Here is a 25,424-nt window from a genome sequence, read left to right on the forward strand (position 1 = left end):
ACTTCACCTGATTTGTGTATTACCCAATCATTCTGTCTAGGACGTTGAAATCTCTTCAGCGTCCTTTTTGTTACCATAAAAGAAGTTCACGATCGCGTCCGCAATGTCTTCATTCCCGGTTTTGCTAACTCGCTGATCGGTTAATGGTGCTGCCGGATCGGTCAACAAAAAATCCCAATCGCCGGCCGCCAATGCTTGGGGAGACATGACCTGGTGATAACTGTGGCGTTTCATCGCTTCCACCAGTACTGGACCTTCGGCGAAGTTGTCACGGGTAACTGTGACAATTGGCAAATCTAACCGACAAGCTTCAGCAAAGGTGCTGAAACCAGGTTTGGAGACCACACGCCCACAGAAGGGCATGAAATCAACGGGCCGTAGGGTGTGGTCCCGGACAATTCGCAGGTTCGGCAGATTTGGGGCAACTCGATCAAAGGTAATGAACTGCCAATCTGGGAAGCGGGCCAAGTTTTTATAAGGAATGCCGGCAATGCCTAAACCGCCAAAGGTCAGCAAAATGGTTCTCTCTTTCGGTGCTGTGAGTTGAAAGCGAGATCGCGCTTCCGTCTCACTCAGCCGGGGCTCTCCTCCGGTGAGTCCCACGTCAATAATGTGCGGAAAGGCACTCATGGGCTCATGAAAGGGCAGACGAAAGAGGCGATCGCACTGGGCAAAGCAATCGGCAATCCAGTCGGCCATCTGAATAAACTCGCCGCCCCACGGGCGATAAATAAAGTCCCAGCCAAAGTTACTCATCATCCAGCAGGGAATGTTGGCGGCTTTGGCAGCGATCGCCATCAGCGGCGGAATATCCCCCAACACCAAATCAACTCCAGCGGCTTGCAGAAAAGCAGCTTCATGGTCAACGAGTTCTGCCTGGCGATCGCGAATGTTTTTAAGGGCCGCAAGGGTACCTGGTTTATCCATCACGAGGCTATCTTGCTGGAGCACCCCGATATCCACTGCAACCTCGCGTAACTGGTAAAGTCCCTCAAAATAGCTCGACAATAGCCAACGCGGCGCCTTGGTAGCCAGAATGATATTGACTTCAGGATAGTGCTGCTTGACCGTGGCCGCCACCGCCGTGGCGCGAGTTGCATGCCCAAAGCCATGATTGGTAATGGCGACATAAAGCGTTTTGGCGGACATGCCACCTCCTTCCAAAGCAGTTGTGGACTGTTGTATTGAATCATGCCGACCCAGACGCTGGGGCAGCCAAATATGACAAAAGGCCCACCTCTTAGGAGATGAGCCTTTCAACTAGCGCTAGAGGCCACAGAAAACGCGGCTAGATTTGAGTGACTAACTGCTCTTTATCAGGAACAGTCGTGTATTCAGAGACAATTCGACGGAATTCATCACCATCAATGCTTTCTTTCTCAATCAGCAGATCGACGAGCCGATCAATGACAGCTCGGTTTTCTTGAATGAGTTGCTTGGTCTCGGCGTAGCAAGCATCCACAATCTGGCGCACTTGGACATCAATGCGAGACGCGATGTTTTCCGAATACTCGGAGCGATTCATCCAATCACGACCGAGGAAAACTTCGCCCTGAGAACCTTCCAGAGAAAGCGGTCCTAGATCAGACATCCCAAAGCGAGTTACCATCTGACGGGCCATGCCAGTCACCTGCTGCAAGTCATTGCCAGCCCCAGTGGTCACCTCGGCATCACCAAAGATGACATCCTCAGCAGCACGCCCCCCTAATGCACCTTTGATGCGGGCGAGAATTTGTGCCCGAGAAATCAACGTTTGGTCTTCGCTAGGCATAAACCAGGTCAAACCTTGCGCTTGACCGCGAGGGATCAATGTCACTTTTTGAACCGGATCATGAGCTTTGACCAGGGTACCGACGATCGCGTGACCAACTTCGTGATATGCGATCAAGCGCTTGCTCTTGCTATCGACCAGCGGGGTGCCTTCCATCCCGGCAACGACGCGATCAACGGCGTCATCAATTTCCGTCATGGTGATGGCTTCTTTGCGGCGACGAGCGGTGAGAATTGCCGCTTCGTTCAACAGGTTAGCCAGGTCCGCACCAGAGAAGCCCGGCGTCCGACGAGCGATCGCATCCAAAGAAACCTCATCTGAGAGCTTCTTGTTGCGAGCGTGAACATCCAGAATTTCCAAACGACCTTTGACATCGGGCGGATCAACCGTAATCTGACGGTCAAAGCGGCCCGGACGCAATAGGGCCGAATCCAGCACATCAGCTCGGTTCGTGGCGGCAATGACAATAATTCCAGTATTGCCTTCAAAGCCGTCCATTTCGGTCAACAACTGGTTGAGAGTTTGCTCCCGCTCGTCGTTGCCGCCACCAATGCCAGCACCACGCTGTCGTCCCACGGCGTCGATCTCATCGATAAAGATGATGCAAGGTGCGCTTTCCTTAGCTTTTTTGAAGAGGTCACGAACGCGAGATGCGCCAACCCCCACAAACATCTCTACAAACTCAGAACCAGAGATTGAGAAGAAGGGCACTCCGGCTTCACCCGCGATCGCCTTCGCTAAGAGAGTCTTACCCGTTCCAGGAGGACCCACTAGCAGCACCCCTTTGGGAATACGGGCACCGACTGCCGTGAATCGCTCCGGCTTCTTCAAGAAAGTCACGACTTCTTGCAGTTCTTCCTTGGCTTCTTCAATACCAGCGACATCGTCAAACACGACACCGGTTTTAGCTTCCATCATGAAGCGAGCCTTCGATTTGCCAAAGTTCATGGCTTGGCCAGGGCCACCCGGCGCATTGTTGGATCGGCGGAACAGGAAAAACAAACCGCCAATTAATAAGAAGGGGAATAGGAGATTACCTAAAACTCCCCAGATTGCCCCAGTGCTGCGAGGAGGATGGGAATCTAAGCTAACGTTGGCGTCCTTAATCCGAGTGACTAACTCAGGGGTATTACCCGGCAGATCGACGCGCCAGCGCTGCACACGATTGTCGAGTTGCGTATCCATTGCCTCGACGATCGCGGTTCTGCCGCCATCGTAAAGATCAACAGCAATCACTCGGCCCGCATCCAAATAATCTAGGAAGCGGCCATAAGTCATCCGCGTATTAGCGGCATTTTGACCAGAATCCATCATGTTGGTCGAAAATGCCCCCTGCCAGAAGAAAAATCCGACTACCAAGATGGGTAGCGCCCATAACAGGACAACTCTCCAAGAAAGTTTCATAACCAGGTGGCCTCTAATGCATCGTTAAACGACTAGGTCTTGTTGTGTGAACGGTGAAGTTCTCATCAACACGTTTTCTTAAATATGACTCAATTGGACTGTTTATACCGATGGCAACCACTGAGTAGCTACTATCGCAGTCAAAAATATGAGTGTTAGTTAACTAAATTTAACGTAATTTCCACAGAGTGATCAAATGGGGCCTTGCCAGGGCCAGATTAGCGTTGGTAAGGGTACGACCTCAAACGAGACCATACTCAAATGTTGAGCAGTGACAGAACATTCGCGTGAATCAGCGGAGAGTGACGTTACACAATCGGCGATCAGGATGAGGTAGAAGGCACTGAACCCAATACCAGATGCCGGAGCACTTTGGGATCGTAGAAATATTCGCTATGGGACTCGCCGCTGAGTTGCTTCAGCAGGGAGACGCGAAAGGATGCTTGCCGTGATGTGAGTTTGGGGGCGATTTCTCCGGCAGGAATGGGGACGCGGGAGCAAAACCAATCCTGATGAGAATAGAAATCGGCCCAATCCTCGATGAGGGGGTTGTCGAGACACTTTTTGATCTCTGAGGTGACCCAGGTACTCACCGAGGTGGAACTAGCCAGCGCACTACCCCAGGTGACTAAACGGACCGTGCGATCGCTCTGGGGGTGATAATCGGCCAAAAAGTCAGTCGCGATCAGGCAGCCAATGCTGTGAGCCACGACGGTAATGCGATCGTAGGTAGACTCGGCCATCACATTATCGACCGCTTGTTTGAGCCGCGATCGCAGTACCGCCCGACGAGGGGGACGTCCCCGACTCGACTCGTTTTGGATGTAGCGAATGAAAAAATCAATCAGGTCCACAATCAAGCTGATGGATGTGGGCAGGATGGCCAGCAAGGCACTGATCAGCAGCCAGAGTTGCCACCCCCAGCCTTCGGTGGCCCAGGCGGTTAGCCAGTTGAGTCCGCTTTGCAAAAATTCAATCGATTGCAGTGCATTTTGCTCCGCCAAGGAGGCCAATACCAGGATCACAATGCCGTAATACCAGGCCGCCAATAGCACCAAAATCACGCAGGACTGGATGAAGAAAATCGGCGAGATGCGGATGATTTTCCAACCGCTGAGCAGCATGTAGACGAAAAGATTGAGCCCCCTAACCAGTTTTTGACGGGCGTCTTTGGCGCTGAGGTGATCGACCAGATCATCCCAATAAACCTCGTAAATATCTAGAGTCTTTTCTAAATCCTCACTGCGACAGTGAAAGCGTTTACCTGCCTGTCCGGGAATTTTGACCGCTTCGGGATCGAGTTTGATCTCAACATCTTCGAGCAGGGTCAAGAGGCCAGGGGTCAAAAAGTGATCAAGGTAGAAGTCTTGGCACTCGCTGCCAAACCCCGGCACAAAGATGATGGCCTCTTTCATAACTCAGAAAAGTTTTAGTGGATTCGTTTTAAGCATACTGACGTTGCTGAACGGTGGGAAATGGTCGCGGTTCGTAATCTTGTGAGCGTTGCACAGAAAATGGATAGCTATAACGAGAAAGCTCAATTCGGTGCGTGATTGGGAGTGAGCATATATAGTAAGAGGACTTTTTAGATCATCAGCACTAATGGTGTCGATGTCGCCTTGCTGACTGCCCATGACTGCCTCTCCCATCAGCACCAACCCCGAAGACCTGAGCAATAACAAATTGCAGGCGAGCGATCGCGCCTTTCATGACTGGTATCGGTTTGTGTTGTCGTATCCGCCGCATTTGGTGCGCCACTATATCGATCGGTTCGGGCTGGGAACTGATGCAACCGTCTTAGACCCGTTTTGTGGCACGGGGACGACCATTGTGGAGGCCAAGAAGCTGGGACTGGCATCGGTGGGGGTGGAAGCGGTGCCGATGTCGCAGTTTGCCTGTCGCACTAAGGTGCAGTGGCAAGTGGATTTAGCTACCGTCGAGTTGGCACGGCAACAGGTCACTCAGGCAGCGGTCTCACGGTTGGACGAGATGCCGTTACTCGGATTTACGCCGGAGCAGCAAGCCATTGTGGTGAAAAATTCCATTTGCGATCGCCCGCTCCATCAATGCCTGGTACTCAAGCAGGCGATCGCCACTGTCCCCGATCCCACCATCAAAAATCTCTTCAATCTGGCGCTGGCATATGTCACCGTTCACGAAGCGAGTAATTTGAAATTTGGGCCAGAAGTCGGTATCCGGCGGCGCAAGCGGGAAGAGGTGCCCGTGCTGGACTGCTGGCAGGAAAAGGTCAACCAGATGGTGCAGGATTTGGCTGATTATCGGCATCTAGCAACCGTGTCTGCTCAGTGTCATCGGGGGGATGCGCGATCGCTGCGATCGCTCCTCGAACCGCAATCCATCGACGCCATCATCACGTCGCCGCCTTATCCCAACGAAAAGGACTACACCCGCACGACCCGCTTGGAGTCCGTCCTGCTGGGCTTTTTGCACAACAAGCAAGACTTACGAGATTTCAAACAGTCGCTGATTCGGTCGAACACGCGCAACGTCTACAAAGTTGACGACGACGATCGGGTGTTGACAGCAGAAAGTCCGGTCACGTATCTGGCGGATGCGATCGAAGCCCGTCGCCTGGAGCTGCAAAAGACTTCGGGCTTTGAGCGGCTATATCACCGCGTCACCAGTCTGTACTTTGGCGGCATGAAGCGGCACTTTCAAGCGTTGCAGCCTGCGTTAAAACCAGGGGCGCAACTGGCCTACGTCGTGGGGGATCAGGCGTCCTTTTTTCAAATCATGATTCGGACGGGGGAACTGTTGGAAGAAATTGCCGCTGAGGTGGGCTATCAAGTACAAGGCCGCGACTTATTTCGGACGCGCGTCGCCACCGCCACGGGAGCACAACTGCGCGAAGAAGTGGTGCTGCTGACCTGGCCAGGTCATCCACAACAGCGGCAGTATTTTACGTGAAGTATCGCTGGGATGCTGGAGCTGGCGGGACGAGATGCAACCTGGCCTTCACACCGTCGGTTTGGCAAAGGATTGAGCTTTCCAATCCAACGGACGCTGGGGAAGGCGTCACGAACCGTTATCCTAGTCAACAGGCAGGCGACCCCCTAGGAGTGGCATGGATACCAAAGCATTTAAGCGATCGCTGAATCAATCTGACAAATATTTCCGCAAGAGTTTGGGCCACGGTGAGCATGTCGCCGACCAGATGAAAACGGAATATCAGAGCAGCCTGATTCAGCGCATCCGTGACAACAACCATGTGCTGACCGAGGGGGACGTGACCATTCACCTGGCCAAATCCTTCGGCTTTTGCTGGGGCGTCGAGCGGGCAGTGGCCATGGCCTACGAAACCCGCCAGCACTTCCCCACTGAGCGGATTTGGATTACGAATGAAATCATCCACAACCCCGGGGTAAATCAGCGCCTGAAGGACATGAACGTTCACTTTATTGAAATGGTGGACGGGCAGAAAGATTTCTCCGTCGTGGGCGATGGCGACGTGGTGATCTTGCCCGCCTTTGGCGCGAGCGTGCAGGAAATGCAGTTATTGAACGATCGCGGTTGCACCATTGTCGATACCACCTGCCCCTGGGTCTCAAAGGTGTGGAATACGGTGGAGAAGCACAAGAAAAAAGACCACACTTCCATCATCCACGGCAAATACAAACATGAGGAAACTGTTGCCACCAGCTCCTTTGCGAAGACGTACCTGGTTGTTTTGAATCTGGATGAGGCCCAGTACGTCGCGGACTATATTTTGCACGGCGGCAATCGCGATGAATTTCTCGCCAAATTCCAAAACGCATATTCTGAGGGGTTTGATCCCGATACGGATCTGGACCGCATTGGCGTAGCCAATCAAACCACCATGCTGAAGGGAGAAACGGAAGCAATCGGCAAGCTGTTCGAGAAAACCATGCTGCAAAAGTATGGCCCCCTCGAACTCAACGATCATTTCCTCGCATTTAACACCATCTGCGATGCTACTCAAGAGCGGCAAGATGCGATGTTTGAGCTGGTGGATGAAACCGTTGACCTGATGCTCGTGATTGGCGGCTACAACTCATCCAACACGACGCATTTGCAAGAGATTGCGATCGAGCGCAACATTCCCTCGTATCACATTGACGGCCCAGAACGGATTGGGGCCGATAATCGCATCGAGCATAAGTTGCTCCACGGTGACCTGACTGTGACAGAAAATTGGTTGCCCGAAGGCCCGATCGCCGTCGGGGTCACGTCCGGTGCTTCGACTCCGGATCGCGCTGTGGAAGCCGCGATCGAGCGGATCTTTCAGCTCAAAGGCAGTGTGCCGCTCGTGGCGGCTGAATAAATCAGTCTGTATCGCGCTGTTGGCTGAATACATCTGCTGAAAAGGTGTCTTGCACTCAGATGTGTCTGAAATGGCTTGGCTTGCAGATCAAGGCTGCAAGGCTTCGGCGACGTTTTTATCTTCAGGTTCGTTGTTTTCTAACAGCGACTCCAACAATGGCTCGATTTCTTCTTTGAGATAACCGGCGCGGATAAATTGCGCGTAGGTATCGGCCTCGATCGCCACCAGGCTCTCATTTAAGCGATCGATCAAAATCTTCGATAATTCTGGATGCTCGCTCTGCATCTCCTGCATCTCTTCTTGGATCTCTTCCAGCTGACCTTCGACCAACGCCATTTGATAGTCACAATATTCCGCATCAACGGAATTGCTCTGTTTCACATCTTTGAGTTCATCCATCACTCGGTTGAGAGCGACCCGTCGAGCAATTTTCTGAATGAACGCTTGTCGCAGCGGTTGGTCGCCCAGCAAATTGAGAAACTGTAACAGCGGTTTAGTAGTCAACCCCTGCACCAGCAGGGTAAAGAGCATGACCCCAAAAATAATCGCGATGATGTCTTCTCGCTCGGCCAAAGACTCGGGCACGCTCAAGGCCAAAGCCACCGAAACCGATCCTCGCAAACCGCCCCACCACAGCACGATTTGATTGGGCCAAGTGATATTCGACTTGCCCCACCAGTTGCTTAGAGCGCTGAGGCCAAAAATACTGACAGCTCGGGCGACACTCATGACCGCAATCGCGATGAGAATCGTATTCAAATTGTCAATCAGTCCGTCGAAGATAACCTGATCGCCAATCAGCAGAAACACAATAGAGTTTACGAAAAAGGCGACAAAGTCCCAAAATTCTGACACCGATAGCCGCGTGCGCGGACTCATGCCAATGCGAGAACCGAAGTTCCCCAAAATCAACCCGGTAGTCACTACTGCGATGACCCCAGACCCGCCCAGTTGCTCAGCCACCAGATACGTGCCATAGGCCGAAACCAGGGTCAGCGACTGCTCTACCAGCGGCAGATCAAATCGCTGGGTCAGGTAGGAGATGCCAAAGCCGATCAGACCGCCGATACTCAGCCCAATGCCCACAAACACGAGGAAGCGGGAAATCGTCACGGGAATATCAAACTGCTCCAGACCCAGCGCAATCCCTAACAGCAAGTTGTACGCAACCACTGCCACCCCGTCGTTAAAGAGGCTTTCCCCTTCCATCAGGGTGGTCAGCCGTTTATCGACCCCCAACTCTCGAAAGAGGGCCACGACCGAAACAGGATCAGTAGCCGAGAGACCGGCCCCAACGAGCAAAGCAGTAGCTAGCGAGGCTCCGGCAAACTGTTGCAGTCCTAAAAACAGGCCACCGACGCAAATAATCACTCCGACGATCGCAAAGAGTCCAATCGGCAACCAGTCCCGCCGCAGGTTCGACCATTTGATATTCCACGCCGCTTCAAACAAGAGCGGGGGTAGAAAGATGAAGAGAATCAGCTCGGGGGAGAGGTTGATCAGCCGCACATCTAAGGTGGCTAAGCCTAGACCCACCAGCAGTAACAGCAGCGTGTAGGGAATGTTGCGCAGCCAGCTCAGCGCTCGGGATAGCGTGGCGACTCCGAGCGAGACTGATAACACGAGCAAAAACTGCCGCAATCCTTCCTCGATTAAAGGATCTTCGAGAGCGGCTTCGACCATCAGTACAGGAAATTGCATAGCGCAGGCGGGGGGATAAAGACTGCCAATCAAGACCTTACCTTACTGCCAATTGCCGTGGCTGTGCCGATCAGTTTGCCAATCAGGTCGCGATCGCTCAAATCGCTAGCCGTTCCGTAATTTCTCTGCTTGCTTTAACAGGGAGTCGGCAAAGGACAGCGCTTCTTGGTGAGTTTGGCCACCTGCGAGTTGGGCCAGTTCATCGCGGCGCATGGTGTCGTCGAGGGGGGTAACCCTGACGACAGTACGGACTTGATCGTTCGTGTCATCGCTACTCTGACTGCGCGATTTACGCTTTTTGCCGCTCCCAGCCAGGGCGGGTTCGATCACTTCCTTACCGACGCGGAAATGGGCATCGGCCATAGCCGCAACCATGGGCTGGTGAGTAACGCAAAGGACTTGCTGCGATCGCCCCAGTTGATGCAGTTTTTCCGCGATCGCTTGGGCTACCCGTCCCGAGACCCCCACATCCACTTCGTCGAATACCAGAGTATTCACTACATCCAGCTGCGACAGACACGCTTTCAACGCCAGCAAAAAGCGACTCATTTCCCCGCCGGACGCCGTTTCGGCTAGCGGTTGCAAAGGCTCACCTGGATTGGGGCTAAACAGAAATTGAATCTTGTCAGCGCCTAAGGCCGTCGGCTCCGCTGGAGCAATCGCGACTTTGAACTGCACCCGCTCCATCGCTAGCGGCTTCAACTCCTCGACTAATTGCTTCTCTAAGGTTTTGGCGGCTTTTTGTCGCAATTTCGTGAGTTGGTCGCAACTTTTGGTCAGCGCAGTTTGGGCTTTTTCATAGGCCGCTTCTAGGGCTTCGATCGATTGCCCCTCACCGTTTAATAGCTCCAAAGAGGCTTGAATTTCCTGCACGTAGTCAATCAGTTCGGGCAGCGTTTTGCCATATTTGCGCGTCAGTTGTTTCAGCTGGCTGATGCGCGTCTGCACGTCTTGCAACCGTTGGGGATCGGTTTCGACATCTTCGCCATAGGCATTGATCTGTCGTCCCGCTTCTTCCACCTGAGCGAGGGCGTCGTTGACCAAATCGAGAATGGGCTCGACGGTGTTGTCGTATTGCAACATGTCTTCCAGGGTCTGCGTCGCCCGGCCCAGCAGGTCAGCGCAGGCGGCACTCTCTTGGTCGCTCTCGTACAACAGCTGGTAGACCTGATAGCTTTGCTGCTGCAATTCCACCGCATGGCTGAGGCGTTGCTGTTCTTGTTCGAGCTGGGTCAACTCTTCCGGATCTTCCAGACCTACAGCACTGAGTTCTTGCCACTGATAGTCAAACAGGTCGAGCTGTTCCTGACGTTGCTGTTCGGCCCGGCGGCGACGGTCCAGTAAGGTTCTGGCCTCAGTCATGGTGGCAAAGTCTGCGGCGACCACCTGACGCTGCTGAGCGATCGCCTCACCGCCCACCCCATCGACCCACAACAACTGCATTTGCGGATCGCCCACTTGCAAGGTTTGCCCCTGAGCAGTGATTTCCACCAGGTGCAGTCGCAGCGCCTCGACTTGGGGCTTGTTGACATTGACGCCGTTCAACCGCGAGCGACTGCGGACGGTATTTTTGCCGGCGGTCAGTTCCCGAACGCAAACGAGGCGATCACCCTCCACCGGCACATCATTTTCGGCTAACCAGGCCCGGGTGCGATCGGTGATCGTAAAAGTGGCTTCAATCACGCCGCGCTTTTCCCCCGAGCGAATCATCCGCTGACTGACCCGTCCCCCCAGCACCGCATCGAGCGCATCCAGCATAATGGATTTGCCCGCCCCGGTTTCCCCCGTCAGCACGTTGAGGCCCGCTTGCAAATCCAAAGCCAAGTGGTCAATCAGGGCAAAATTCTCGATTTTTAGGGCGACCAGCATGGGCGATTTACACAATTCCTAAGTAAGGTCAGGGGATAAAGGCTCGCAAATATTATCCGACGGGATTTGGAAGAACCGCAACGCACCCGGCGTAATTCCTCAGATGCTAACGCGCTGCCGCTGCCTTGCGGCCCCAACGCTTACGGTCATCGCCTTGGCCAGGGACATCTGTAGCGTTACTCAGACCCACCAGTCGAGCCGACAGCCTGGCTCAGCAGACAGCGACCACCGTCGTTCACGCCACTGTCGTTTCACTGATGGCGGCAGATTATGATCACCATCAATCTATCGCAGATGGGTACAAGCGAACCAATCTACCTGGCGGCGGGTTTTTCCCACTCATCGTTCGGGCCGCAACTCATTACAATGATTAAGAAAGGTAAATTGACGCGAGGTAGGGCGGTGACTCAGTCCATCCAATCACCCGATACAACAGCCATTGTCAAAACTGAGAGTGTGGTTGCTCAGCCGGTTGTTGGGTCATCTCCCCCAACGCCAAAGCGATCGCGTCACGACTTCGATCCTTTTGAAGATTTTGCCTACGATCCAGCAGGCATCAACGCTTATTATCAGACGCGCTTTCCCAGTGTCGTGTCGCGCATCTTTACCGTGTTGTGGCCGATGCTGTCATTTGCCCTGGGGGTCTGGCTGACAAACCGGCAAGGCGATACTTCCGAAGCCACCCAACGCCGCCAAGCTCAGCGATTGCGAGAGTTGCTGACAGACCTCGGGCCAGCGTATATCAAGATCGGGCAGGCCCTGTCCACTCGTCCCGACTTGGTGCCCCCCATCTATTTGGATGAATTGACCCAGCTGCAAGATCAGTTGCCGCCCTTCCCCAATGAAGTGGCGTTTCGATACATCGAGGAAGAATTAGGCGCACCGCCGGATGAAATCTACGACGACCTCTCACCTCAGCCCGTGGCAGCAGCTTCGTTAGGCCAGGTGTACAAAGGTCGTTTGAAAACGGGTGAAACAGTCGCCGTCAAGGTACAACGTCCCGGCTTGGCGCAGCGCATTACGCTCGACCTCTACATCTTGCGGAAACTGGCGCAGTGGGCCACGAACAATGTTTCGCAGATTCGCAGCGACCTAGTCGCCATCATGGACGAGTTTGGGGCGCGGATTTTTGAAGAAATGGACTACACCCACGAGGGTGAAAATGCCATCCGCTTTGCCGAGCTGTATGGGCATTTACCTGACATTTACGTGCCCAAAATTTATACGGAATACACTGCCCGTCGCGTCTTAACGATGGAATGGATCGACGGCACCAAGCTGACCAAGCTAACCGAGTTGGCCGAGCAAGGTATCGATGCCACTCACTTGATCGATGTGGGCGTCCAGTGCTCGCTCCGACAATTACTGGAGCATGGCTTTTTCCATGCTGATCCCCATCCGGGCAACCTTTTGGCCATGTCAGACGGCAAATTGGCCTATCTTGACTTTGGCATGATGAGCGAAGTCAAACCTTATCAGCGTTACGGTCTGATCGAGGCCGTGGTCCATATGGTCAATCGCGACTTTGAGGGGTTGGCAGGCGACTATATCAAGCTGGAGTTTTTAACGCCAGATACAGATCTCAGCCCCATTATCCCGGCGTTGGCAGAAGTGTTTAACAACGCTTTGGGTGCCAGTGTGGCAGAGCTGAACTTTAAGAGCATCACGGATGAGTTTTCGGCGCTGATGTATGAGTACCCCTTCCGGGTGCCCGCTTACTATGCTCTGATTATTCGATCGCTGGTCACCCTCGAAGGCATTGCTATCAATGTCGATCCCGAGTTCAAGGTGTTGAGCAAGGCTTATCCCTACGTGGCCAAACGGCTTTTGACCGATCCGTCACCAGAGTTACGAGCGTCCCTCTCCGACCTGCTGTTTAGAGACGGCGACTTCCGCTGGAATCGCCTGGAGAATCTGTTGCGTAATGCCAGCGATAGCGCTGACTACGACATGGAAAAGGTGCTGGATCAAACCCTCGAGTTTCTGTTTTCTGAGCGGGGAGATTTTATTCGCGATCGCATCGCAGATGAGGTCGCCAAAGAGCTGGACTACCTGGGCAATAATTTAGTGCAGACGGTACAGCAAAATATTCGTCAGCGATTGGGGTGGCAGCAGTCCCCCGCGAGTCAGGTCACCGTTCCGACCCAGGCCAACAGCGATGACAGTAATTTAGATCGCATTCTGCGCATTGTTGATATTTTGCGCAAAAACGACGGGTTTGACGCGACGCTGCTAGCACGGCAATTGCCCCAGGTTTTAACCAAACGTGAAACTCGCGACATGGGGCAGCGCATTGTGGGTAATCTCACCCAGCGGGCTGCCGCTCGATTCATTCGTGACGTGCTCTTGGCCAATACCCCCGCAAAATCACCAGAGGTCGCCCCGGCTACCTATCGATAGTCCAGTCGTCAGAGTGTTCACGGCGGCAACTGACCTCATCAACTGCGTTCAGCCCTTGTTGTTAGCGACAACAAGGGCTGATTTTTAGGAATGCGGCAAGCGGCAAGACTGTAGCTGAGTTCAGGGAAATCACCCGACACGACTGTCTTGTTCGGTATCGGCAGCCCAATCGGTCGGCAAATAACCCGTAGGCTCATCCCAACAATCGTCATCATCTTCCGTACCTTGTGGGCTCATTTCGATCGCAACCTGGTCGCGGATCAGGGCCGTATCCGGCAGGGTGACAGGGATCTCTCGCAGAGCGGCCAGAACAGCGGTGGCGGAGTCATAGCGCTGAGAAAAGTCATACCGCACCATTTTGCTAATCACCGCCGCCAGGGTGGGATGCAGATCAGGCACGCAGTATTGCCAAATCACATCGCCGCGATCGTCGTATTGCAGTTTGTAGGGCGAAATCCCGGTCAGCGCTTCGATCGCCGTAATCCCAATCGCGTAAAGGTCACTGCTAAAGCGCGGCATCCCGGCCGACTGCTCACTCGGCATGTAACCTTTGGTCCCAATGCCGATGGTGGAAGTGATGTGGGGCTCAGTTTCGGCCAGTTGGTTGGGCAGTTCTTTCACCGAGCCAAAGTCAATCAGCACCAGACGCCCATCACCGGCCCGCCGAATCAGGTTAGAAGGTTTGATATCGCGGTGAATCACCCCTTGCTGATGCACAAATTCCACCACGGGCAAAATATCCAGCAAAAAGTTCATCACCCAGGCGGCAGATTTAGGGTGCCGCGAGCTGAGTTCTTCCTTCAGCATGTTGCCCTCGATCAATTCTTCCACCAGATAAAAAGACACCCCCGTTTGGAAGTGCGCCAGCAGGCGAGGAATTTGATTGTGATGGCCGAGCCGCTCTAGGGTTTGGGCTTCGGCGACAAACAGGCGGTGAGCGAGTTGGTGGGATTTAGGATCATCACTCAGAATCCGCAGCCGTTTCACCACGCAAAGGGGATTGCCAGGGCGCTGGGTATCGGCAGCAGTATAGGTTTCACTAAAACCCCCCGCCCCGAGGACGGCCTGCACCTGATACCGAGCCGCCAAAATCGTGCCGACGACTTCGGCTTGGCGCGCTTCTAACAGATCTTGAAAGTCCTCTTCCTGGCTAATGATTTCTTGCACGATGGGCGAGGTGGCATATTGCGCCAGGGTTTGGCGGAACCGCTGCTTGCGCATTTGTTCACTAATAAGGCTCGCGACGCTGTAGCAGCCACCCGTGGTAAACAACGCGATGGTGACCCCCGCAATGGGTAAGAACACTCCAAAGGCAGTGAACCCAACAAAGCTAATTGCCAACCAACTAACACCCGCGACCGCCGTCCAGATCAACCGATAGAGGGTGCGATCGCGGCGCACCAGCAACAGTAAAAATCCCGTTCCCACCGCTAGGGTAAAGACCGCTCGCCATCCCGAATGGGGGATCAGAGTCTGAATGGCCGCCCCCGCCTGCAAAGTAGCGATATCGTTGGCCAAAATTTCGACCCCAGGCATCTTCAGCGGATATCCAGCACTTTGGGCAAAGGGCACATTATGAAAGTCTTGGTGCACCTCCGAGGTAGAGCCGATCAGCACAATTTTGTCCTGCAAGGCCGCCCCGGAGTCGAGATAATTTTCCCAGGGATCACTGTCTAAGACATACCAGAAAGGAATGTGCTCAAAGGTTTTGACCGGACCGTGAAACTGAATGCCATCCCCGCGAGCCTGGGGCATAGGCACCTGGGCCGCAGTCAAGGTGGCTTGGGCAAAACTCTGCTGAGCCGATAAGGGCGCCGCCGAGTCATCCCCAAAGTTAGTGACTAAAGGCGATCGCGCCAGCTCCTCAAAATATGTGTGACCCTGACGATGAATGCGACCATCTGCTTCGAGTGGGAAGTTGATGTTGCCCAGATGAATGCCCGTCTGCTGAAACTTGTCGAGGGGCAGCGTTGGCTGAAACATGGTGCCCTGACGGGTTTGACTTTCGTTATACAGCATGGCCAGGGTGACGCGATCGCCATATTTGTCCAGCACTTGGATTAAGCGATCGTCATCCGCTGGTCCATAGGCACTGTCCGTCGACAAAATAATATCGAGAGACACCGATTTGGCCCCGGCGGCCAGTAAGCGCTCAATGACGATCGCATAGGCTTCTCGTTGCCAGGGCCACTGTTGAATCGGCTCTAGGTCGGCGTATTGCACCGGGTCGCTGCGATAATGCTCGACCTGAGACAGTGACTCATCATCAATTGCCAAAATCACAATATCGTCAGGCGCCACCCGAGGCCCCCGCAGTTCAAAAAACAGCGTTTGCAGTTCTCGCTCCCACTGGGCCAAAAGGGGACTATTGATGGCCGTGAAGAGCGCGGCTAGTGACAAACATCCCCCGGCTAGCAGCGTTTGCCACCGGAGATAAAAAGGCCGAGGATGGGTCTGCGTTTTGGACTGAGTAACCGTTGCCGAATGAGTCATAAAGAGTTGTTATCTGAGGGCGGCTGCGCTGACAGGTAGATGCTGATCGACACCCCTTGAGGCCATTTCTGCGGATATTGAGGTCTGCAAGCAGTGATTGACCGTGCATTGGCAGGCGGGCAATTCAACCATTGGCGGCAATTGAGCCAGTCAATCGCAGAAACGCTGTTTCAAATTGTACGTGCTTACCCTGATCTGCATCAGGATGGGTTCGCTTGAATGACCGGACGAATGGTGCCGGATAAAGCGCCCAACGCCTGACTACGGAAGGAGTGTATTCTGAGCAGGGGGAGGGCTGGTCAGGCCCCAATTGGGACAATAGTTAACCCCAGGAGCCCAACCGTCAGCGACCAACGAAGGAACCTTGCATGATGATGGATTATGTCATTGAGAATGCTACGCTCGTCGGACAGCCCGGACGATGGGCGATCGCGTTGCAAGATGGCAAGATTGCCGCCGTCCAACCAACGCTGCAGGTGGCGGCACACCACACCCTCGACGCCCAAGGCCAACTGCTCATTCCCGGTTTAGTCGATGGCCATATCCATTTAGACAAAGCATTTTTGTTGAAACAAGCACCCGCCCAAGCGGGCGATTTTGCGGAGGCGTTAGCAACCACATTGCGACTCAAGCAGCAATACACGCTTGAAGATATTCAACAGCGATCGCGCACGGTGCTAGAGCAGGCGATCGCCTTTGGCATCACGGCCATGCGTAGTCACGTCGAGGTGGACCCGATTTTAGGGCTGAAATCCATGGAAGCCCTGCTGCCGTTGAAAAACGAATATCAAGCGGGCATCACCCTGCAATTAGCCGTGTTTGCCCAAGAGGGCATCACCAACCAACCCGGCACGGCAGCGCTATTGCGAGAGGCAATGGCAATGGGCGGCGACGTGATTGGGTCAGCTCCCTACGTCGATCCCGATCCCCAGCGCAATATTGAGATTATCTTTGACATTGCCGAAGAGTTTGACTGCGACGTTGACTTTCACCTCGATTTTTTGGACAACGATGAACCGTTGCAGCTGCCCCTAGTGATTGCCGAAACCCGCAAGCGCCAGTGGCAAGGCCGCGTCTGTTTGGGGCATATGACCAAGCTCGCGGGGCTACCGCCAAAACGGTTGAGAGCGATCGCGGCGGAGCTACAAGCGGCGGGCATTGCGGTACTGGCTCTCCCCGCTTCGGATCTTTATATGATGTCGCGCCAAGACACTTACAACGTCCGTCGCGGCGTCGCACCCCTGCACCAGCTCGCCGAGTGGGGCGTGACCGTCGGCACCGCCACCAACAATATTCAAAACCTGTTTACGCCCTTTGGCGATGGCGACGTGCTGAAAATCGCGACCTTGCTAGCCAACGTCTTGCAATTGGGCACCACGGCACAGCACGAGGTCTGTCTGGACTGGGTGACGCAGCAGGGAGCCCGCGCGATCGGGATTGACAACTATGGGGTAGAACCCGGCTGTGCCGCAGATTTAGTGTTGCTCGGCGCAACCTCAGCCTCGGAAGCGATCGCCACGGCCCCCCCCAGCCGCACCGTTTTCAAAGCGGGCACAATCGTCGCCCAAACCCAGCTCCAGTCTCAGACCTTTTGGGCAGCGGCAGCAGTCGGGTAACCAGGACAGACAATTTATAACAAGCCTAAATCTCGGAGAGCATTCCGGGCAGCGGCTTTCTCTGCGTCCTGTTTGCGCCGTCCTTGCCCCTGACCATAGACCGTATCGCGAATGCTCACAACAGCGGTGAACTCTTTCGCGTGGTCTGGCCCCGACTCTTCCACAATCTCATAGATGGGAATATCGCCAGTTCGCCCCAGAGACCATTCCTGCAGCGCGCTCTTCTCATTGATGTTGCGGGTGGGATCGGCCAAATCATCCACCACGGCCTCAAATAGCGGAAACACAAACGCGCGCACGGGCGCAATCTGCGATCGCTGATCCAAAAAGTACGCCCCGACCAACGCCTCAAAGGCACTACTTAGCAAGCGGGCATTGGTGCGCCCGCCACTGCCTTCCACGCCTTTGCCTAGCCGTAGGTGGATTTGCAGCGAGAGGTGCTGGGCAAACTTGCCGAGTTGTGTGGCATCCACCAGCGAAGCCCGCAGGGGCGTCAGTTCTCCCTCAGACTTGTCGGGATAGCGGGCAAACAAAAATTCCCCACAGAGAAAGGTGAGAATGGCATCACCCAAAAACTCCAGCCGCTCGTTATCGCCCCCCGCATCGGGATTTTCTCGCGCGTAAGACTTGTGAGTCATCGCCTGGGTCAACAACATCGCATTCTGAAATGATGGCAGACTCGCCATTGCTTTTGTCCTAGTCAATGTCATCCGGGTCGATGCCCAGCGATCGCAATCGTTCCGCCAAGCGTTCGGCTCGTTGTTGAGCCGCCTCTGTATCCGTCAAAAACCAATTGCCGGCGCGATCGCACCAGCGCAACCAAGCACTCGGCACGCCCTCAAAATTTCCCTGCCAGATCCCCAGGCCAATGTCTAAATCCGCTAACCAAATGCGCGGATTCTCCGCCTGCAAAGTCTGTTCTTGAAAACGGCCCGATACCAACTGAAAGTAGCGTAAACGCCGAGTGTAGCGGCTGTAGACAATGTAATGCTTGACGCCCAAGTACTGCTCATACACCTCGACCTTACTCGGTGGCGTATTTACCGGAGCCAACGGCGGTGGAAATTGATCCGCGCGGGGATCAATCACGCGATCTTGAGCGCGATAAAACCGCCCTAAATCCTCCCGTTCGGTCTTTGGCGACAAAAACTCGACGATGACGTGGGGCGGCTGTTGCTCTTGCCACACGACGTAACTCATCCGCAAGTCGTCACCGTTGTACAAGCGGGGGACATTGAGCGCTAAAAACCAGTCAGGGCGCTTATGCCAGAGCACATGGGTCGGGTCGTAGTACACATTCAGGTCAGTGCCCGTAAACCAATTCTCTTGACTGTAGGCAGTCAGTCTCAGGGTGCGGCTGAGTAACTGCGGCTGCAAATCATGAAACTCGTCTGGCAAGCCTGGCTCCTCAGGAAATTCGCTGGGCAAATCATACATGGTCGGTAGCGTCTCTCGAGGAGGGGCAGACGCTAACGCCGGAATGAAGGAACCTTTAACCGAATCCATGGGCAGCTAGTGGGAGTGGTGATGTCTCCATTCTAAGAGGCATCGGTTAGGCACTCACTCTCATCATGGGCGCTGGATGGCCTCAGAGAGCGCCGAGTTGAGCATCAGCCGGGTCATGGCCTCGATGTAATTTTCTTTGCTGAGGGGCATGATGTCGTGGCCATGCAAAATATATTGCGTCAGGCACATGTAAACCGCCGAGCCGAGAATGATTTGGGCGATCGCTTGCGAGTCCGCAAAGCCAAATTCGGGATGCTGCTCGAGATAATCTTGCATCTGTTGCAAACCCGGCCGCACCAGATAGGTCACAAAGGTTCTCGACAGTTCAGGAAACCGCCCCGACTCGCCAATCACCAGTCGCACAAAGTCCTGATAATCATCGTCGTCGGAGATCGTATTGACCATCGAAGCCAGCAGCCGAGGCAACGATTCTTCCAGGGGGCCACTGAGAATTTCGGCCTTGAATTTGATTTGAAACCGTTCTCGCGCAATTTTTTGCACCAGTGCTCGAAACAAGCCTTCTTTATCTTGAAAGTGGTTATAGACCGTAGGCTTGGAAACGCCAGCAGTGGCCGCAACACGATCCATGCTCGTGCCCGCGTACCCATGCGCCAGAAATTCCTGCAACGCCCCGTTCAAAATTTGGGTCGCTTTATCCGTTTTAGTCAAAGCAAGGGTCATGGCCTAGCAACCACCTATGGGTGTGCGTTGATCTTAGTCGCTGTCCAACCATATCAGACAGGTTTGCTCTCTCAGTTTACGAACATGCACCTTCGTGTCGTCGAGCATCCGTCATATTCACATCACTCGACATTGGGCGATCGCGCTAGCAGTGAGTTTGCCAGAACGCTCTTGCAGTGACTGACTCTCCGCTTCAGCAGCCCCCATGCCGCCCTTGAAACGGAGAGTCAATCAATCCACTGTTTAAACTAACAGGCACACAAGATTGCCGTTAGCTACCTCTGCTAATTTGCCACATCAAGAATTGTTGAGTCGGTTGAATCGCGACGCCCTCGATACCGTCATGGGCAAAGACGTAGTCTTTATTTTGCCAAAGCGGAATGTAAGGCACGTCTGCTTGTAACAGCGCTTGAATGTCTTTGATGATGGCCTTACGAGCCTCCGGATCTTGCTCCGACTGTTGGGCACTTACCAATTCATTCGCCCGCTCACTGTAGTAAAACGAGCCGTTGCCCTGGCTCGCCCCTTCTTCGCAGAGGGTGGCTGCCGAGCCTTTTTCACAGCTCAAAAAGGGCTGCACAAAGGTATCGACGTCATAGTAGTCGGGATACCAATTCGCTAAGACAGAGGGATACACACCTTTGTCAACGTTGCCCCAAAGAGTGGCGCTTTCCGCAGTTTGCACGGTCACCGTGACCAACCCTGGCAAGCCCGTCTCAAAGGATTCTTTCAGCGTGTTGGCGACGACGCTGCGAGTGGTGGAAGCGGAGGGATACCAAATTTCGAAGTTGAACGGGTTCTCTTCTGAAAAGCCGGCTTCCCGCAAAAGTTGTTCGGCAAGCTCAAAATCACCATCGCCATAGGCTTCTTGCAGCACGGGTTCGTAAACATCAAAACTGGTGGGAATCAGGCTATAGAGCGGTTCGGCTTGCCCTTGAAACACGCGCTCATTCACCAGATTGCGATCGATCATGGCGGCGATCGCCTGTCGCACCCGCACATCATCCAGCGGCGCAATTTTCTGGTTCAGGCTCATGTAGTTGACCACGGTGGTGCCCGCTTCAATCACCTGCCAATTGCCTTCATCCGCCGTGCGCTCCAGATCGGCAATCTGTTCCGGATCGAGGGTTTGGTAAGCGACATCAATGCCGCCAGTCTTAAAGGTGTTGTAGAGGTTCGCCGGACTACTGAAAATCTGAATGTCGATACCGCCGTTGGCGGGCTTTTCACCCCAATAGTCTTCGTTTACATCCAGCTTGATGGAGTCGCTATTAAAAGCCGCCAGTTTGTACGGACCCGTGCCGATAAAGCTGTCGGGAATAAAGCTGCCCTCCGCGATTTCATAGGACTCCGAGGGCACAGGAGTCACTCCCCAGAAGGTGAGCAGGGCAGTAAAAGCCGCGAAGGGGGAGTTGAGGGTGATGGTGATTTCATAGTCGCCAGTGGCTTCGACTGACGCAATGCGATCGGCTAACAGAAAGGCGGGTCGTCCCCCGTTTTGCATGAAACGCTCTAGCGAAAAGACCATGGCCTCAGCGTCGAACGGGGTGCCATCGTGGAAGACCACATCTTCCCGCAGGGGAATGACGTAGGTCAGACCGTCTTCGCTGATGGTGGGCATTTCGGCTGCTAGCTGGGGAATGAGTTCCGTGCTGCCGGGTTCGTAAGCGTAGAGCTGATCCCCCAGGTTGTGCAGCAAAATGCCGGGGAAAATCTCGTAGGAATCAGCGGGGTCCAGGGTGCGCACCGTCAGCGTGGTGCCAATGGAGATGCGATCGCTCCCCGCTCCGTCAGCCGACTCAGCCGGGGTCTCGGTCTCAGTCGTGGGACTGCTAGTGCAAGCCACCACAAAGGCAAAACAGACGCTCAGCAACAGGCTAAATCGGCCCAGCGATCGCCACTGTCGCCGCGACCAAGCGCGACCCAGTTGTCGCCAACGAGACTGAATCAAAGACACCATAGGTCAAACCCCAACCGCTAGAGAATCCAAATGAGCTTTATTAACCCTTGTCTTGCAACCCCTGTCAATCAGACCTCATACCGCCGACGGTTCGGCGGATGTGCCGTCATCATCTGGGGTAAAAAAGCGCTGGGTAATCGCCGCCGTGAAAAAGTGAATTAACAAACCAAATGGGCCAGCAAACAGGCAAAAAGCCAGGGAATGACGGGTGAAAATACCGTTTTCTTGCCCTTGCAGGTAAATCCACCGTCCCACAAACAAATCCATCACCAAAAAATGCACCCACCCCAGGGCCATCACATGACTGTTGGCAAACATGCCCGCCAGACCAGTAAGTTCCAATTGGGGATCGGAAAACGCTTCGAGAATGCCACCGTCGAGCGTGACGAACAGATAGACGTAAAGACTCGCCAATGCCGCAAACGGAATGTAGGACTGCATCAGGCGGCGCGTTACCGACCAGTTAGGCAGCAACACCATCAGCGCCCAAAATGGCAACACAAACAGATTGGCTACTTGAAAAATATTTTCGAGGTCAGTCGCAGAGGGAATCAGCATAGCGATCGCGCATCAATTACGTCTCCCACTGTAGAAAACTTCTCTGGCGATGGGGAGAAATCGTCTCACCTTGGGGTCTTGGGCACCCGCGCTGCAGCCCCCCTGCTCCCCAGCCCCTCTGGCCTGCAACTACTCTTCTCGCTGATAGCCCAGCTCTGCCAGGCGCGATCGCGACTGTCGCCACTTGGGTTGCACCTTGACGAAAATTTCCAGGTACACCTTGCCCATGATGACTTTCTGCATCTGCTCACGGGCTCCGGAGCCGATCGCTTTCATCATGCTGCCTTTTTTGCCGATGAGAATGCCCTTTTGCGAATCCCGCTCAACGTGGACGGTGGCGAGAATGCGCGTGATTTTTTCGTCTTCCTCAACGCGATCGATGGCAACTGCGACGGAGTGGGGCACCTCTTCGCGGGTGTGATACAACACCTGTTCGCGAATCAGCTCACCCATAATGAACCGTTCCGGCTGGTCGGTGACTAAATCAGGAGGATAGTAGTAGGGGCCAGGCTCCAACGCTTGAATGAGTCGGGTCTGTAAGTCAGAGACCTGATCTCCAGTAACGGCAGAAAATTCCAGCAGCGGCCAGCCATGTTCATCGGCGATCGCTTGATAGCTGCTCACAATCGCCTCGGCATCATCGGTGGAGCGCAGGTCAATTTTGTTCATCCCCAAGTAAACGGGGGTCTCCTGCTGGGTGAGCAGTTCGGCAATGAAGCGATCGCCCCGCCCCGCTGGCACCGAACCATCCACCACAAAGAGGACCAGATCGACGGAAGCGATCGCCATCCGCGCATTATGCACCAGCACTTTGCCGAGTTCGTGGTGGGGTTTATGAATCCCCGGCGTGTCGACAAAGATGATTTGGGCCTGCTCCGTCGTCAAGATGCCCCGCAGGCGATTGCGGGTCGTTTGGGCCACGGGCGACGTAATCGCCACCTTTTGACCGATCAAATAGTTCATCAAGGTCGATTTGCCCACATTGGGGCGACCGACGATGCCCACAAAGCCAGAGCGAAAATCCGCCGGAGCGGCAGGAATCGCCGAAAAAGCCAGACTATCCACCATGGGCTTAGCTCCCCATCAGGTGAACGACGACTTCGCGATGATGGCCGCGATCGCGATGCTCCCACAAATAAATCCCTTGCCAGGTGCCCAGGGCCAAACGACCATTCACGATGGGAATCGTCTCCGACGTGCTGGTCAACACCGACCGAATGTGAGCGGGCATGTCATCCGGCCCCTCGGCGCTGTGAACATAGTGGTAGCCATCGGGTACAAGCTTGGCGAGAAAATTTTCCAGATCGACCAGCACATCCGGATCGGCATTTTCTTGAATGATGAGGCTGGCCGAGGTGTGGCGAATGAAGACCGTACAAAGACCGTACTGAATGCCTGACTCGCTAACGACGCCCTGCACTTGCTGAGTAAAGCGCTGTAACGATTTTCCCCGAGTCGAAAGATCGAGTACCTTTTGATAGTGGTGCGTGATCGCAGTGGCAGGCATATCGCTTGATAAATGTGAACAGCAGCAATGAGACATTCATGTTAACTGACAAGATGGAGCGATCGCGCGAGTCAGATCCCTAAAGCGATCGTCGCCGCCCAGCGGCAGTGGCTGGCTAGCAGCACCGTGCCTTTCCTCATCAGTTGATGAAAAACTTAATCTTGCTTGGGCAGACTAGAAATTATCGCCCCAGGCTGCCTTAACCAATGGCGAAAATCTTCTAATCAGCGGCAATATCCCTGTGCCTCAATCTCTATCAGTTCCTGATTTATCGTTGTTTCACGCTTCGACGCAAATGCCGCAACCCGCATCGGTGCGGCGGTTGGCTCACGGCGTGCAGGCTTGGAATGCGTGGCGATCGCACACGGCTCAGACAGCGATCGCCGACGCCACGCCAGAGCGGATCAATCTACGCGAAGCCTCCCTGAAAAAAGCCCAACTGCAAAACATTAACTTTTCCACAGTTGACTGCTGCATGGCGGATTTGCGTCAGGCGGATTTAAGTCACGCCGATCTGCGCGAAACGCTCTTTTACACTGCCAATCTGAGCTATGCCAATCTCAGCTATGCCAACCTCAGCGGCGCTGATCTGCGCGAAGCCTCGCTACACGATGCCACGCTCCGGGCCGCCACGCTCAATTCGGCCAACCTGACCCATGCCGACCTGACCCGCAGCATATTGCGCGAAGCTCAATTGCGGCACGCCGACTTGCGCCACGCTTCCCTCAACCAAGCCGATGCCTGTATGGTGCAATTTTCAGAGGCGGATCTGTCCTGGGCTGACCTCAGCAGCGCCGCCCTTTACACCGCCGATCTCAGTCGCTGTAACTTATCCAGCGCCACCCTTAATCAGGCTGACTTGCGCGAGGCGAACTTTGCCATGGCCACGTTACAAGACGCCCTCATGCACGAAGTTGATCTAAGTGCAGCCATTTGCAGCGCTGCCAACATGATTGGGGTCGCTCTGCACGGGGCCAATCTCACCATCGCCAACCTCAGCCTGACCAATCTCTGTATGGCGAATCTCAGTCGGGCTTGCTTAGAGGGCACGACTCTGATCGGGGCCAATCTGATTGGGGCCAATTTGCACCAGGCCAAGCTGACCCGAGCCAATTGCGAAAATGCCGATTTGCGTGAAGCCATCATGCGCAAGGCCGATCTACAGGGAGCCAACTTTCGGTTTGCGGACTTGAAGATGGCGAACTTATCGGAGACTAACTTGCAGGGGGCCAACCTGACCGGCGCTGACTTATCCCAAGCGAATGTCTGGAAAGCCAATCTGAAAGACGCTTGTTTAATTGATGCAGTGATGCCTGATGGCAATCTGTATGCGCCCTGATCGACAGGTTTCGGACGCCCGGACTGACGCAAAAACCCGAAGCGAGGATGTTTGCGCTGGGTTCTGGGAACATTTCAGCCCAATTTTGTGTACATTCAATCCGACTGTGTGCATATTTAAGTTAGTGATCAAGCACTTGCGTGCTGCATCTGTTTAGCGTCATCACTTATGCACCGCTGTCAGAACAGAACTTAGGCCCCCATCCCTCGCGATTTTCCTCACTCTGAGGCATGGGAACCAGACTCTTTTCTACCAAGCTGGGGCAGGAGAATGAGTAAGCACCGAAGCTGGCGCTAAATGTAAACTGCGTGCTTGG

The 25,424-nt window shown here is 54.3% G+C and carries 18 protein-coding genes; 5 read left to right on the plus strand and 13 right to left on the minus strand.

Annotation, left to right across the window (positions count from 1 at the left end):
• Positions 1-36: 36 nt before the first annotated feature.
• From DYY88_RS05400 to DYY88_RS05410, 3 genes are all read right to left on the minus strand, one after another.
• Positions 37-1,149, minus strand: a complete 1,113-nt coding sequence (locus tag DYY88_RS05400) for a glycosyl transferase (RefSeq protein ID WP_039725893.1) — start codon at positions 1,147-1,149, stop codon at positions 37-39.
• Between the two features lie 139 nt (positions 1,150-1,288).
• Positions 1,289-3,175 (minus strand): ATP-dependent zinc metalloprotease FtsH2, encoded by a 1,887-nt coding sequence (gene ftsH2, locus DYY88_RS05405; RefSeq protein ID WP_039725895.1) that lies wholly within the window; start codon positions 3,173-3,175, stop codon positions 1,289-1,291.
• A gap of 323 nt (positions 3,176-3,498) precedes the next feature.
• Positions 3,499-4,590, minus strand: coding sequence for a hypothetical protein (locus DYY88_RS05410; protein ID WP_039725896.1), 1,092 nt, complete (start codon positions 4,588-4,590; stop codon positions 3,499-3,501).
• 217 nt (positions 4,591-4,807) lie between these two features.
• Here DYY88_RS05410 and DYY88_RS05415 point away from each other — a divergent pair, with 217 nt between their 5' ends.
• Both DYY88_RS05415 and DYY88_RS05420 read left to right on the plus strand, forming a co-directional pair.
• Positions 4,808-6,103 carry a DNA methyltransferase gene (locus tag DYY88_RS05415; protein ID WP_039725900.1) on the plus strand — a complete coding sequence of 432 codons (1,296 nt, stop codon included), beginning with the start codon at positions 4,808-4,810 and terminating at the stop codon, positions 6,101-6,103.
• A 157-nt stretch (positions 6,104-6,260) separates the two neighbouring features.
• Positions 6,261-7,478 carry a 4-hydroxy-3-methylbut-2-enyl diphosphate reductase gene (locus DYY88_RS05420; RefSeq protein ID WP_039725901.1) on the plus strand — a complete coding sequence of 406 codons (1,218 nt, stop codon included), beginning with the start codon at positions 6,261-6,263 and terminating at the stop codon, positions 7,476-7,478.
• An 87-nt stretch (positions 7,479-7,565) separates the two neighbouring features.
• Here the strand turns inward: DYY88_RS05420 and DYY88_RS05425 are convergent, their stop codons facing one another.
• Together DYY88_RS05425 and recN are read right to left on the minus strand one after the other, a co-directional pair.
• On the minus strand, positions 7,566-9,179 hold the full coding sequence (locus tag DYY88_RS05425) for a cation:proton antiporter (RefSeq protein ID WP_201278961.1): 1,614 nt from the start codon (positions 9,177-9,179) through the stop codon (positions 7,566-7,568).
• 105 nt (positions 9,180-9,284) lie between these two features.
• Complete coding sequence (gene recN, locus DYY88_RS05430) at positions 9,285-11,048, minus strand: DNA repair protein RecN (protein WP_039725902.1); 1,764 nt, start codon at positions 11,046-11,048, stop codon at positions 9,285-9,287.
• Between the two features lie 402 nt (positions 11,049-11,450).
• Between recN and DYY88_RS05435 the strand changes: the two genes are divergently transcribed.
• Positions 11,451-13,448: an ABC1 kinase family protein gene (locus DYY88_RS05435; protein ID WP_044151488.1), complete on the plus strand. Its 1,998-nt coding sequence runs from the start codon at positions 11,451-11,453 to the stop codon at positions 13,446-13,448.
• A 129-nt stretch (positions 13,449-13,577) separates the two neighbouring features.
• Here DYY88_RS05435 and DYY88_RS05440 read toward each other — a convergent pair whose 3' ends face one another.
• Positions 13,578-15,941 carry a serine/threonine-protein kinase gene (locus tag DYY88_RS05440; RefSeq protein ID WP_052288276.1) on the minus strand — a complete coding sequence of 788 codons (2,364 nt, stop codon included), beginning with the start codon at positions 15,939-15,941 and terminating at the stop codon, positions 13,578-13,580.
• A 368-nt stretch (positions 15,942-16,309) separates the two neighbouring features.
• Between DYY88_RS05440 and DYY88_RS05445 the strand changes: the two genes are divergently transcribed.
• Complete coding sequence (locus tag DYY88_RS05445) at positions 16,310-17,557, plus strand: amidohydrolase family protein (protein WP_052288277.1); 1,248 nt, start codon at positions 16,310-16,312, stop codon at positions 17,555-17,557.
• A gap of 14 nt (positions 17,558-17,571) precedes the next feature.
• Here the strand turns inward: DYY88_RS05445 and rnc are convergent, their stop codons facing one another.
• The 7 genes from rnc to DYY88_RS05480 form a co-directional block, all read right to left on the minus strand.
• Complete coding sequence (gene rnc, locus DYY88_RS05450; RefSeq protein ID WP_039725904.1) at positions 17,572-18,243, minus strand: ribonuclease III; 672 nt, start codon at positions 18,241-18,243, stop codon at positions 17,572-17,574.
• A 10-nt stretch (positions 18,244-18,253) separates the two neighbouring features.
• Positions 18,254-19,063, minus strand: a complete 810-nt coding sequence (locus tag DYY88_RS05455) for a Uma2 family endonuclease (RefSeq protein ID WP_044151076.1) — start codon at positions 19,061-19,063, stop codon at positions 18,254-18,256.
• Positions 19,064-19,126: 63 nt separating this feature from the next.
• Positions 19,127-19,744 carry a TetR/AcrR family transcriptional regulator gene (locus DYY88_RS05460; protein ID WP_039725907.1) on the minus strand — a complete coding sequence of 206 codons (618 nt, stop codon included), beginning with the start codon at positions 19,742-19,744 and terminating at the stop codon, positions 19,127-19,129.
• A gap of 271 nt (positions 19,745-20,015) precedes the next feature.
• Positions 20,016-21,704, minus strand: a complete 1,689-nt coding sequence (locus DYY88_RS05465; protein WP_044151077.1) for an ABC transporter substrate-binding protein — start codon at positions 21,702-21,704, stop codon at positions 20,016-20,018.
• A gap of 75 nt (positions 21,705-21,779) precedes the next feature.
• Positions 21,780-22,262 (minus strand): ABA4-like family protein, encoded by a 483-nt coding sequence (locus DYY88_RS05470; RefSeq protein ID WP_039725908.1) that lies wholly within the window; start codon positions 22,260-22,262, stop codon positions 21,780-21,782.
• 129 nt (positions 22,263-22,391) lie between these two features.
• A complete protein-coding gene (gene era / locus DYY88_RS05475) occupies positions 22,392-23,330 on the minus strand; it encodes a GTPase Era (RefSeq protein ID WP_039725909.1) in 939 nt (312 codons plus the stop codon).
• Positions 23,331-23,334: 4 nt separating this feature from the next.
• Positions 23,335-23,769 (minus strand): secondary thiamine-phosphate synthase enzyme YjbQ, encoded by a 435-nt coding sequence (locus DYY88_RS05480; RefSeq protein WP_039725910.1) that lies wholly within the window; start codon positions 23,767-23,769, stop codon positions 23,335-23,337.
• Between the two features lie 241 nt (positions 23,770-24,010).
• On the opposite strand from DYY88_RS05480, the gene DYY88_RS05485 reads away from it, so the two are divergent.
• Positions 24,011-25,108: a pentapeptide repeat-containing protein gene (locus DYY88_RS05485; RefSeq protein WP_130199327.1), complete on the plus strand. Its 1,098-nt coding sequence runs from the start codon at positions 24,011-24,013 to the stop codon at positions 25,106-25,108.
• The last annotated feature ends 316 nt before the right edge of the window (positions 25,109-25,424 follow it).

Source organism: Leptolyngbya iicbica LK, assembly GCF_004212215.1.
Taxonomy (GTDB): Bacteria; Cyanobacteriota; Cyanobacteriia; order Phormidesmidales; family Phormidesmidaceae; genus Halomicronema; species Halomicronema iicbica.